The organism is Leptolyngbya sp. ST-U4, assembly GCF_039962215.1.
Lineage (GTDB): Bacteria > Cyanobacteriota > Cyanobacteriia > Elainellales > Elainellaceae > Leptolyngbya_A.
The window spans coordinates 12,942-25,559 of record NZ_JAMPKZ010000009.1 but is presented as its reverse complement, the minus strand read 5'-3'; the positions used below and the strand labels follow the sequence as shown (position 1 = coordinate 25,559).

Genomic DNA, 12,618 nt, shown 5'->3' with positions numbered 1-12,618 from the left:
TTTTTAAAAAGTGCTTCAAATCTACATAAATTAAAGGTTTGATCGATCCATATTGGGGATCTTGCATTTAGAATAAAGCATTGAAAATTCGAGTTAACAAGGGTTTCAGCGATCGCTGTCTGATTTCCTTCTCGAATTCCACCGATTAGATCAACGATGCTAATTCGTGAGAGTCTAATCATTAACTTCGCTGATTACCATTGCAAGGAGATAACCATGAACAAAGGCGAACTAGTGGACAAGGTTGCAGAAAAAGCAAACGTCACCAAAAAGCAAGCTGATGCAGTTTTAACGGCTGCGATCGACTCCATTATGGAAGCAGTTTCCCACGGCGACAAAGTCACGCTAGTCGGCTTCGGTTCCTTTGAGCCACGTGAGCGCAAAGAGCGGGAAGGTCGCAACCCGAAAACCGGAGAAGCGATGCAAATCCCGGCAACGAAAGTGCCAGCATTCTCGGCTGGTAAACTGTTTAAGGAAATGGTGGGCAAATAACCCCACAAGCCGCGAACATCGTGCAACCATCACGCCGGATACCCGGACACGGGGGGAACTTAACCTGGGCAGCATCCCTGGCAGGCTGTTCCCCTTCTGAGATTTTGGATTTTTCTGCCAGCATTAATCCGCTCGGTCCACCTCAGTCTGCGATCGTCGCCATCCAGTCCAGCCTCCGCGATCTCTGCCACTATCCCGATCCGGGCTACACCTCCTTGCGGCAAGCTCTCGCAGCCACCCACGGCCTTTCCCCCGATTGGGTTCTCCCCGGCAACGGCTCTGCCGAGTTGCTGACCTGGGCAAGCCGCGAACTGGCAGAACTCAACGCCACCCATTTGCTCACCCCTGCCTTTGGCGACTACCTGCGGGCACTCCGGGCATTCGACGCCAAAATCGTCCCCTGTCCCATCGTCCTTCCCTCGTCCTCCGAACCAAGCAAGTCTGGCAAAGCGTTTTTGCTCAAAATCCAGAACGAACAGCAAACCTCGCCTCTACCGCCTACCCCCTCATCTCCTCTTCCCCTCACGCCTTCACTCCCCCATTCCTCCACCGGGCTTCTCCTCAACAACCCTCACAACCCCACTGGGCAACTGTTCGACCAACAATCCCTGCTGCCCCTGCTGGAACATTACGCGCTGGTCGTTGTGGATGAAGCGTTTATGGACTTTTTACCGCCAGACGAACAGCAAAGCCTGATCGATCGCATCACCGACTTTCCCAATCTGGTCATCCTTCGATCGCTCACCAAGTTTTACAGCTTTCCGGGACTGCGATTTGGCTATGTGATTGCTCACCCCGATCGCCTCGATCGCTGGCAGCAGTGGCGCGATCCCTGGTCGGTGAATACGCTAGCGGCGGTAGCAGCCGAGGCAGTTGTAACGGATGTTGCATTTCAGCAGCAAACCCTCGACTGGCTCCCGATCGCCCGAAACCAGCTTTATCGAGGACTGGCTGACCTGCCCGGTTTGTCTCCGCTGCCCGGTGCGGCAAATTTTTTGCTGGTCTGGTTCCAGGGGTCTACGATCGAATTGCAGCGCCAGCTTCTTCAGCAGCACAGAATCCTGATTCGCGACTGTACAAGTTTTCCTGAACTGGGCGATCGCTTCTTTCGCGTTGCGGTTCGCACCGAGTCTGAGAATAGACGATTGCTCGATGCCCTGGCTCAAGTGCTGCCCCATTCTATTTAGAAGTAACTGGTTTAGAAGTAACCGGTTTAGAAGTAACTGTCGTTCTGCCCCATCCTGCATCTTGATCTGCTCATGGCTGTAGACTATGACCTTGTGATTTTGGGCGGTACGACCGTTGCCCGATCGGTTGCCGCGCTGGCCTGTCGATTTCAGGCGCAGGTTGCTTTAGTGGAGCCACAGCCGCCTCGAGGGACTGATAATTTTCGGATGCTGTTGAGCGAATGGGCAAACCTGAGCTATCGGATAGAGCAGTTGCCCCGATCACAAGAAATGCCCCACCCTACTCGGCTCACCTCCCCCCCCGAACTGCTCAACCTTGCTGCTCAAACTGCTCCAATACTGACCGAAACGCGAATGATCCAGCAGCAGCAGTCCCTCGATCAGCTTGCGGCGGCAGGAGTAGACGTAATTGTGGGGCAGGGTGAGTTTCATCGACTACCGCGCCTGGGCTACCGGGTGAACGGACGATCGCTCTCATCGCGGGCCTACCTGCTGGCACTGCCCGGTCTACCGATCTATCCTGCAATTCTCGGACTGGACGGAGCTACTGTTTTAACGCTGGATGCACTGGCTGAGTTTAAGGGAGAAACGCTGCCCAAGCGAATTGCAATTCTGGGAGACGACCCGCAGGCGATCGAATTTGCCCAGATCCTTCAGCGGCTTGGCGTACAGGTGACGCTGATTCAATCACGGTTTTTGCCCCAATTTGATCCGCAAGCAGTCCGGCTCATCCAGGCGCAGCTTGAAGCCGAAGGAGTTTCGCTCTTTACCGGAGTCAGCATCGAACAGGTTCAGACAACGAACTCTGGCATTCGGCTCTATGGACAGGATGCAAGTGGAAAAGCACACTGCATTGAAGCAAATCTGCTATTGCTAGCAACAGCAAGACGGCTCGATCTGGCGCACCTGAAGCTAGAAGCGATCGGGGTGAAGTGGACTCCAGACGGGGTAACAGTTAACCGCATGCTCCAGACGACCCATCCGCGTGTTTATGCCTGCGGCGAAACTCTAGGCGGATTCGCGCTGCCCCAGCTGGTTCGGGAAGAAGCCGATCTCGTTCTGCATAATGCGCTGCTTCTCTCGCCGCGAAAGGTTCAGTCTCACCTTGTGCCCTGGACGCTGTTTACTGATCCGCAGATTGCTCAGGTGGGCATGAATCAGATAAAAGCCAGACGAACCTACGGCAAAGCGGTGCGGATCTTGACGACTTCAACCCAGACGATCGCCAGAGCTTATCTTCAAGAAGAAATGGCTGGCTTCTGCACACTTATCCTGCGGCAGGACGGTAAAATTCTGGGGGCAACGATCGTTTCACCTCAGGCAAGTGAATGGATCAGTATTCTGACGCTGGCAATGCAGCAAAACTTGTCGATGGCGCAATTGGCGCAGCTGCCGATTCCATCCCCCACGTTTGCAGAGATGCTTCATGCCCTGACTTATACCTGGCGATACCAGAGATTAACGACCGGACAGCGCACCTGGCTCGATCGCTATTTTGATCTCCGTCGTTCCTGGTCTTCATAAGTCAATTTTTTGAGTCACATCAACGGATTTTTCTCAACCCCTTCAACGGCGTCATCGCTTCGCCACACGTATAAAGGAACAACCTGCTCACACGTACTTCGAACAGCAGCATAGTGGGTATTGTGTTTCGGGCTCGGCTAAGTTTCTATCTGGCTAAAGTAATGCGATCAGCGCAAAACTAAAGCTCAGCTTCTTTTCTAGAGAATCAGCCTATTTTTTTCTGAATCTTGATTAGTTCTTTCAATTAAAACGGCTTGAAATTTATACCTAAAATTCTCTGATGAAGTGAGAGTATCAGTTTTGCGAATCCCACTGAAAAAGTAGTCTAAGAGTTCAGCATATTTGCCGCTTTACGTCCTGTACCAAAAGGTAGAGAATGATAGATAAGCTTCCCTAACTGGGGGAGTAATTTAGTCATCAGTATGACTACCTTAGAGTAGTCACCGTACCGCAATCCAGTCCACCTGATGAATCTTCACGAAACCCCGATGGCGCAGTTACTTGGTCAGCTTCAGCAATGGGAAACCCGCCGTACAGAGGCAAACGCCTTCTACAAGCAGGGAAAATATAAAGAATATCTCGACCTTTCCAGACAAAATCTCCGCCTTTCTAGAGAGATGCAAGACCGCACCAGAGAAGGTCATGCGCTCAACGATGTTGGCTTAGCCTACATTCACTGCTGGCAGCCTCAAAAGGCCCTTGAATTCTTCTATCAGGGACTTTCACGCACTCAGGAACTGGGCGATAACCAGGGCGAAGCAACGAGCTACTGCAATCTTGGCTCCTCCTACAATCATCTCGGACAGCTATCGTTGGCTCTAGAATTTTTTAGCCGAGCACTGCCTATTTTCAAGAGCCTGGGAGACACGCAGGGCGAAATCTCGACGTTGAACAATATTGCTCTGATTCATACTAAGTTGGATGAGCCGAAGCGTGCCCTGCTGTTGCATTATCAAATTCTGGCAATGCGTCGAATGTTGAGCGACTTCTCTGGTGAAGCGACTACCCTCAACGGCATTGGTTTTGCCTACACGGCAATGGGCAAGTCAGAGCAAGCCCTGGGCTTTTTCCAGGAGGCTCTATCGATCCAGCGGGCAATCAAAAACCTTTCGGGCGAGGCGACTACTCTCAACAACATTGCCTCGATCTACAGCGATATGGGTCAACCGAAAGAAGCACTGCTGTTGTATCACCAGATTCTGCTGACTCGCAAAGAAATGCGCGATCGATCGGGCGAGGCAAATACGCTGCACAACATCGGCTTTACCTACAGTCTGCTGGGCGAACGCAAGCAAGCACTCAGCTTCTATAACAAAGCCATTAACCGCTTCCGGGATTTGGGTGACTGTTTGGGCGAAATCTCAACCCTACTCAACATTGGCTCGGTTTATGCCACGATGAACCAGAAAGAATGGGCACAGTCCTACTACAAAGATGCTCGTAAGTTGAGCGAACAAATTGAGCACAAGCCTCTTGTTGAGCGGGTTAAACGCTTAATGGATGCGCTCTAAGGGCTGGAATCTCTTCAGGGTACACGCGGTCTACCTTACCTAAACTTCTGATTCGTTATTAGTTTCATAAAATTCGTCTCATCGAGGTAGGTTTTGAGCCTACCTTTTTTGTTTTATCTCAGAGTTTTATCTCACAGTTCTGTTTCACACTTTTGATTCACGTTTGGTTTGGCTCACGGTTTGTATCCTGACGATCGCCTACGCTTCAGTTCCTCGATCGCGTTTATGCAGCCCGATTTATCCGTGTACTGACAGACTTTTTGCCACAAGCCCTCTCGCGTCCTTAGTAGTTCTGTGGCCAACCAGTGGTTCTGCGGCAAACTGCACTCAACTGCGAAACCTGTTCCTCTGGGGTAATTGCGTCTTGAACGCTAGCATTCTCGTATTGCCGTAGTTCCGCTGAGATAGTTAATTTAGTCTTGATAAAAATAACATTAACCAGGCGCATCCCTAGATTGGGGTAATGGGCATTCTAATGCTGTCAGTCTGCATCTTAATTCCTTGCTTGTATCCCGCGCATGATTCCCGTTTCTTCTGTTTCGACAGTTCCTACTTCCGGTCATGCCAGTGAAGCTGAGGCAACTAAAGTATTGCAAGCTTTAGCGCAAGACTCACAAAGCCTCCGGTTCAAAAAGCTGCTGATTTATAGCTGCACTGGAACCTGGGAGAGTGACACAGCTCGATTAGAGGCAGTTCAGTTTTCCGATTTGCTTCACACCCTGCGATCGCTGGCTCCCACTTGGCAGGAACTGCAAACCCGTCTAACAGAGGCAGCACATCATCTCAACAGACCAGCAGAGTATATCCTGGTTGCCCATACCCTCCTCGGCTTGCTGAAACCCATTTATCTGGACGCCGTGCTCATTCCTACGGTAGATCCTCAAATTTACGAGGCGATTGCCCAACAGCTCACGATCGATCCAGAGCCACTGCGCCTGAAGAAACTGCTCATCCTCGCCTGTACTCATCAGTGGGAGTCCGATCGAAAAACAATAGAGCAAACACCGCTTCTGCCGCTTATCCAAACGCTGCACAGCCTGACGCCAACCAAAACAGTTCTTTGTGTTCTGCTTGAGAACGTAGTGAAAACGCTGAGCAAATCCGCCCAATATCGCTTGCTTGCCGATCGTTTGATTCAAGCTTTCCAGCCTCTTTATTTCGACTCTGAAACCGTCGCAGCAGAACCAACGGTTTTGGAGGACACTCAGGCGGAGTGCTTTGAGGAGGACGCAACGAGCAGCTTGAATTCTCGCTCTGGTAGCACAAAATTTTCGACTATTGCAGAAGCAACAGCCGCACTCTCCGCGTTACTGCATGAACAAAACAAGCGATCGAATGGTGGATCTTCTGCGATCGCAGGCAAAACCCTGGCTTCCTCTAAGGGAAGTGACTTGCAGGGAAGTGACTTGAAGCCATCGAACCTGAGGTTGAGTGAACGATTTAGTCTGCGACAGAGCGTTGTGCAGGCAAGCAATCCACTTCGCACAAAAATTTTGCTGTTTTCTTTGCTGCACGAACCCTTTCAGCTACAGCAGCACGAAGGCATCCTGAAAGACTACGATCTCGATGACCTCCTGAAAATGACAATGCAGACCTATCGTCAGGCGGCTTACCTCAACACTGCGCTGGGTCAAATTGTTAAACAATTGCCTAATCCCCAGGCTTATCAGCCATCAATCGATGCATTGCTACAAGCAATCCAACAGTTTTCGTCTGGCTCATCTGCTCTGCCTGCGAATGGTGATGCCTCAGGAGCCACTCAGCCGGAGTTTTCCCAGCTTACCAGTCCCCTGCCCCATACTGCGGCTCCCACTCAGACTGCTCCCACTCCATCTCCATCTCCATCTGTCTTCCCTGACGGCGATCGGCTGAGATGATCAACCCTATCACCGAACCAACCTATGAATGAAGCTATCAAAGCAGCCGATCTGCTCAGGCAGTATGGTGTAGGCAAAACGAACTTTAATGGGGTACGGCTGGCACTATCGGATTTGGCTGAAGCGGATTTGATTGGGATTGATCTCAGCCAGGCAGACCTCCAGCGTACCGTTTTGCGATTTGCCTATCTCAACCGAGCGAAGCTGAGCAAGGCAAACCTGACTGCCAGTAAGCTGAGCGGCGCAAACCTGACCCAAGCAGAACTTACAGGCGCGATTCTCAAAGACGCTGACCTGCATGGAGCCATTCTTGCAGGAGCAGACCTTCGCAGTGCGGATTTATCGCTGGCTAACCTGCTGGATGCGAATCTACAGAATGCAGATCTACGAAATGCTCAGCTTGGCGGCGCAAATTTAACCGGAGTCTGTTTGCGCGGGGCAAACCTGCGCCAAGAGAATCATCGCTACACGGTGAACCTACGCGGAGCTACGCTGAGAAAAGCTGATTTGCGCGGCGCAAACCTGACCGGAGCGGATTTGTCGCGAGTTGATCTGCGCGGCGCAGATTTAAGTGAGGCAATCCTGCGCGGAGTTGATTTGAGCAATGCTGACCTGACTGAGGCAAATCTACACAATGCTTCTCTGACCGAAGCCAATCTGACGCGATCGATTCTACGAGGTGCATCGCTGATTAATGCCCGTCTGGAGCGATCGATCCTGGTTGAGGCAGATATGGCAAGCGTCAGCCTGCAAGGGGCATTGCTAGCAGATACCAAACTGACCAACGCTCATCTGGCAAAAGCAAATCTCACTGCCGCCCGTCTACCTCGCGCCGACCTGAGCCGTACTAATTTCTGGCAGGCAATCTTGTGCGAGGCCCAGCTTGTGGACGCCTACCTTGCCAGAGCGAATCTGATGCAGGCGAATTTAGCAAATGCCAACCTGACCAGAGCAGAGTTAAGCAGCACCAATTTGCAAGGTGCAATTTTACAGGGGGCAACAATGCCGGACGGTAGCCCTCATCCCTGACATTATTTATCACCCAACTTTCGGGAATGGGTATTAAACTTCTACAATTACTTAGCTTAAGGAAAAGTCTATGGATTTAGTACACTAGATCTATAGATAAACAAATCACTCCAGTTAAAAATATGGTTGCTTATACCCTTCCAGAACGCCCCGATCTAATCTTTTCTGTTCGTGGCAAAGATTCCGAGAAATCCCGTCAGCAGGCGATGGAGCAGCTTCACCACCGGATTGAGAACGAAGAAATCCCGGCTGATGCGTTCCCCAATGGGGTAGATCCTTCGGACTTTATTGAAGTTGATAGCAGTAAAATGAACCAGCCGCAAGCCTTAGACGAAAACAACGAAGTGCTGCAAGCCGTCCAAACCCTTTCTAATCTGGCACTGCTTAAGATTGACCTGGAAAAAGACCGGCAGGCTGCGCTCGAAGTGTACGACGTGATCAATCGCTTACTGTTTGGCAGCGAACCCGTTGAGGAAGAAGAGATTGATAGCCTGAAGCAGGGCTTCAAAACGCTGAAAGTTTTTGCACAAAATCACATTAAGCTGCAATCTTCTCTTCCTCAGGCAGAAGCGGCCCGCGATTTGCTGAACCAGGCACTCTACGGCGAATCTGCTACTGTCGAAAAGTCAAATCCCAAGACGGCTAAAGCAGATAAAGCAGCGGATAAAGCAGATAAAGCAGCGGATAAAGCAGATAAAGCAAAAGGCGACAATAGTCGAACTTAAGCAAGGATGAACTCTCTTTGACCCATACGGCAGCAGAAAAACGGGCATTGCTTGCCCAAATTGCTTACCAGGAAGGAAAGGTAGGGCGGCAGGGCAATGAACAAAAAGCTGGGGCAGAAATCGAGCGATACCTGAATGTTTTTCGAGCAGAATTCAACGCGATCGCTTGCACCACAAAATATTCTGACAAGACGATCGGTTTTGATTGGTGCTGTGCTTTTGTTTACTACTGCTGTCTTCAGGCAGGCTTTTCTCCGCCGATTCAGCCCATTCCCGATCGCCGTTCAACGCTGGGATTTGTCAGCCTATGGTACGAATGGGCAAACTTTCTCGAAAATCAGTTCTATTGCTCAGCAAACCGCTCTGACTTTGAACCCAAATCAGGCGATATTGTGCTGTTCGATCGCCTGCTTGAACCCGTTGCGCTCGATCACATTGGGATTGTGGTAGAGGTGCGATCGGGAGAAATCATAACTGCTGAAGGCAATGTGAATAATCGATCGGGGATTTTTCACCGACCTTTTGATCAGCATATCAACGGATATATTCGGCTAATTTAGCTCTGATGGTTTTTAGCTCTGATGGTTAAGGATTAGGCGGCACAATCTCCGTTACCACTCGCCCACCGCTGACCACCACTGTCCGGTTTTGCAATCGACCTACTGCTCTTGGACCGCGTACCGTAGCAGGTGGATCTGCCTGGTTGTAAACGACATTGCCTTCTGCCACAAGCTGCTGGGTGGGGATCGTCCAGACCAGGGTATCGGATGCCAGATCAGAGTCATTGCGCTGCCCGATCGCCCGAACATTACCCGTGAAGCGAGCTACTCTTGGTTCTAAGTCCATTCTGGCGCGATCGGCAGTCAGGGTAGTTTGCTCCTGCTGATGCACCACGGTCACGGGCTGATCGGCTTCGATCGTTTGCCGTTTCAGATTCCAAATCAGCGAGTTGCCTGTTACCAGCAGGGGCGGATCGACGGTGAGCACACGGGCATTTTTGCGAAGGGTAGCGACACGGCTGCCGATTAGCACTTCTGCGGTGTCTCCGTTTGCCTGATCGGTAACTTGTGTATTATTGGCAATGCGCTGCGCCTGAACGGGGCGATCGCTCACCAGCCGATCCTGCTGCATTAGCCACACCATCTTCTCCCCCTGAAGCTTGAGCTTCGGTTCGTCGCGTGTTTCCGCAATAATATTGCCCGATAGCTCAACGCGCTGCTGTCGTCGCTGAACTCTGCCCTCATTTGCGCTGAGGGTCAACTTCGGATGGGTTCCGCGCAGGTTGCCGCGCACAATCATCAGATCTTGTTTGGGTCGCCACTCCAGCTCGTTACCGCGCATCACTGCCCCACTCTCAACATCGGTTGCAACGACATCGCCGCGCAGAAAAATGCGGTTGCCATCCTGTCGAATTTCCCCTTCTTCTGCCTGAATCTTGTAGGCAGGTTTGCCGTCTTGATACAGTTCACCGCTCGGACTCTGAACTTTTGCGAGCTGCTTATCGGGCGTATAGACTGCCTGTTTTGCCCTCACCTTCCAGAGGGTTTGTCCTTTTTCATCGGGCTGCTCCAGCGTAATGTTGTTAAACGTGAGGTTGGGATCAACCTGCTGCGCGGCGGCTGTGTCTTCTGCCAACCGGTTTGCGCCGCGGCTCTCCTGCCGACAGCTTCCCAGCCCAAGCAACACCAGCAGCACACAAGGCAGCCCGATCGTCTTTATCCAGCCCATGCTTTTTTGATCCCAGACTTTGTTTTGATCCCGGGCTTTGATTCCAGGCGGCATTGCTTATGCCATCCAGCATCTTGCCCTGGCAATCTGAATGTAGCAGACGCTTGCCCTGGGAAAAAGCTCCCAGAATTCTCGTGCTACGGCTCAAACGATGGCTTGTCTTCTGGCTCCTCAACCAAGCCAATGCCACTGAGCGGACGATAGGTATAGCCCTGGCGCGGCGTTTTTTGAATGTCTTCTTTGATCGAGTCAAGGTCAATATAGCGATCGGCAACGTTAATCAAACTGTCGCTGGTCATCGATCGCAGGCTCACTACCTCAACTCGTACTCCTCGATAGCTCACCGCATCCACGGCATACGCCAGATCGCCATCGCCGCTCACCAGAACCGCCGTATCGTAGGAACCGACCAATGCCATCATATCAACGGCAATCTCGACGTCTAGATTTGCCTTCTTGGAGCCGTCTGGAAGCTGCACCAGATCTTTAGAAATCACGCGATAGCCGTTGCGCCGCATCCAGAGGAGAAATCCCTGCTGTTTTTCATTTGTACGATCGACCCCGGTGTAGAAAAACGATCGCAGCAGCCGTGATCCCGCCGTCAAACGGCAAAGCAGCTTGGTGTAGTCAATCTCAATGCCAAGCTGGAGAGCGGCGTAGAACAGATTAGAACCATCGATAAAGATAGCAACTCGCCCCCGATTTTCTAGAACCTGTTCTGGTGTGAATATAGAATTGTTTTCGCCATGATGGTTATTGTTACTGAACATGATTTGTTAAACCTCAAAAATTTTATTAAGGGGAAATTAAATCAGCTAAATTCTTAATAAGTTGCCTGTAAACAGGCGATCGTTCCTATCCTAAAACAGAAAAATCAAACAGCGTTCTCAGGCAGCTCTAACCGCTGAAAAATAGGTTGTGCTGCACCCAGCTCCTGCCCTGGCAATAAAATGCCCCATTGAGAATGCACTGCAAAAGGCACAACGGTTCCAGTGTCTTTTTGATTGAAATCAACCTGGTAGCCAAGCTGCTGATAAATCGCGTTGCTCAATCCTGGAATAATCGGTGACAGCAAGTAGGCACTAAGGCGAACTGTTTCCAGAACGCTATAAAGTACCTGCTCAACTTCGGCTTGTTTGCCCTGCTTGTAGAGCGTCCAGGGAGCCTGCTCGTCAATGAACTTGTTGCTCACGCGAACCAGCATTAGAACGGCTTCGCACCCCTGACTAAAGCCCAGCCTTTCAAAGGCTTCCTGCACTTGCTGTCCTAACCCCTCACCCTTCGATCGCAGCAGGTTATCTTCTGGAATAGCGGCGGGATCAAGTTTAGGGATCTGTCCATGGCAGTATTTTTGTGCCATTTTCAGCGTCCGATTGAGCAAATTGCCCAGGTCGTTTGCCAGATCTGCATTCAGGATGTTGATAAAGCGCGTTTCGTTGAAGTCGCCGTCGCGTCCAAACTCGATCTCCTTCAGGAAGTAATAGCGCACGGCATCAGAGCCATAGCGATCGGTTAGGGCAACAGGGTCGATCGTATTCCCCAGGCTCTTGCCCATCTTTTGCCCGTCCTTAGTAAGGAAGCCGTGCCCAAATACCCGATGGGGAACCTCTAGCCCTGCCGCCATGAGCATCGCAGGCCAGTAGACCGCATGAAAGCGCAGAATATCTTTGCCGATTAAGTGGGTATTGATGGGCCACCATTTTGCCAGCGCGTTTGCCAGCGTCGGCGCGTCTTCGGGTTGTAAGAGTGCGGTCACATAACCCAGCAGCGCGTCAAACCAGACGTAAATCACATGGCTAGGGTCTTCAGGAATCGGAAAGCCCCAGTCAAAGTTGACCCGCGAGATAGAAAAGTCTTGCAAGCCGCGCTCGACAAAGGCAAAGACCTCGTTGCGCCGACTCTCAGGCTGAATAAATTCGGGACGATCGCGGTAAAGCTGCTCTAGCTTACCCTGATAACTGGACAACCGGAAGAAATAGTTTTGTTCGTCCCGCCATTCGGCTTCTTTATTGGTATGGATGGCGCAACGATGACCCTCCAGCAGTTCTCGCTCCTCTTTAAACTCCTCACAGGAAACGCAGTACCAGCCCTGCTGCCGCCCCAGGTAAATGTCACCCTGATCCCAGACGCGCTGAAAGAACTCTTTGACGATCGCCTCATGCTTGGAGGAGGTTGTGCGAATAAAGCGATCGACCTGAATATTAAGCCGTTCCCATAGGGAAAGGAAGCTTTCAACAATTAAATCGCAGTGTTCTTGAGGCGATCGTCCGGCGGCTTCTGCGGTGCGCTGGATTTTCTGCCCGTGTTCATCCGTTCCTGTAATGAGCAAGACAGGCTTGCCTAGGAGTCGCTGAAACCGAACTGCAACATCGGCAGCGATCGTTGTATAAGCACTGCCTATATGAGGAACATCATTGACATAATAAAGCGGAGTTGTAATGGCAAAGGGAGCCTGAGGGTTTGTATTAAAGGTCATAAATTAAAGAATACCCTGAAAATATTTATCAAATATACCCGACGGTTGTTGTGATTCATCCCTAATTAA

General features: G+C 51.0%; 11 protein-coding genes. 8 read left to right on the top strand and 3 right to left on the bottom strand.

Translation table 11 applies throughout. The annotated features are described in order from the left end of the window. The first annotated feature begins 216 nt into the window (after positions 1-216). From NDA02_RS14695 to NDA02_RS14660, 8 genes are all read left to right on the top strand, one after another. Entirely contained in the window at positions 217-492 is a 276-nt protein-coding gene (locus NDA02_RS14695) for an HU family DNA-binding protein (protein ID WP_190791402.1), read from the top strand. A 20-nt stretch (positions 493-512) separates the two neighbouring features. Further along, complete coding sequence (gene cobD, locus NDA02_RS14690; protein WP_190791403.1) at positions 513-1,679, top strand: threonine-phosphate decarboxylase CobD; 1,167 nt, start codon at positions 513-515, stop codon at positions 1,677-1,679. 72 nt (positions 1,680-1,751) lie between these two features. After that, positions 1,752-3,203 carry an NAD(P)/FAD-dependent oxidoreductase gene (locus NDA02_RS14685; protein ID WP_190791404.1) on the top strand — a complete coding sequence of 484 codons (1,452 nt, stop codon included), beginning with the start codon at positions 1,752-1,754 and terminating at the stop codon, positions 3,201-3,203. A 488-nt stretch (positions 3,204-3,691) separates the two neighbouring features. Beyond that, on the top strand, positions 3,692-4,714 hold the full coding sequence (locus NDA02_RS14680) for a tetratricopeptide repeat protein (RefSeq protein WP_190791405.1): 1,023 nt from the start codon (positions 3,692-3,694) through the stop codon (positions 4,712-4,714). A 518-nt stretch (positions 4,715-5,232) separates the two neighbouring features. Beyond that, positions 5,233-6,591, top strand: coding sequence for a hypothetical protein (locus NDA02_RS14675; protein WP_190791406.1), 1,359 nt, complete (start codon positions 5,233-5,235; stop codon positions 6,589-6,591). A 24-nt stretch (positions 6,592-6,615) separates the two neighbouring features. Further along, a complete protein-coding gene (locus NDA02_RS14670; protein ID WP_199296480.1) occupies positions 6,616-7,620 on the top strand; it encodes a pentapeptide repeat-containing protein in 1,005 nt (334 codons plus the stop codon). 122 nt (positions 7,621-7,742) lie between these two features. Then, positions 7,743-8,345, top strand: coding sequence for a hypothetical protein (locus NDA02_RS14665; RefSeq protein WP_348255177.1), 603 nt, complete (start codon positions 7,743-7,745; stop codon positions 8,343-8,345). Between the two features lie 17 nt (positions 8,346-8,362). Next, on the top strand, positions 8,363-8,905 hold the full coding sequence (locus NDA02_RS14660; RefSeq protein WP_190789607.1) for a CHAP domain-containing protein: 543 nt from the start codon (positions 8,363-8,365) through the stop codon (positions 8,903-8,905). Positions 8,906-8,930: 25 nt separating this feature from the next. Here the strand turns inward: NDA02_RS14660 and lptC are convergent, their stop codons facing one another. From lptC to metG, 3 genes are all read right to left on the bottom strand, one after another. Continuing rightward, positions 8,931-10,127, bottom strand: coding sequence for an LPS export ABC transporter periplasmic protein LptC (gene lptC, locus NDA02_RS14655; RefSeq protein ID WP_190789608.1), 1,197 nt, complete (start codon positions 10,125-10,127; stop codon positions 8,931-8,933). A gap of 83 nt (positions 10,128-10,210) precedes the next feature. Beyond that, a complete protein-coding gene (locus tag NDA02_RS14650) occupies positions 10,211-10,843 on the bottom strand; it encodes an NYN domain-containing protein (protein WP_348246605.1) in 633 nt (210 codons plus the stop codon). 104 nt (positions 10,844-10,947) lie between these two features. Further along, positions 10,948-12,549, bottom strand: a complete 1,602-nt coding sequence (gene metG, locus NDA02_RS14645; protein ID WP_348255176.1) for a methionine--tRNA ligase — start codon at positions 12,547-12,549, stop codon at positions 10,948-10,950. Between the last annotated feature and the right edge of the window lie 69 nt (positions 12,550-12,618).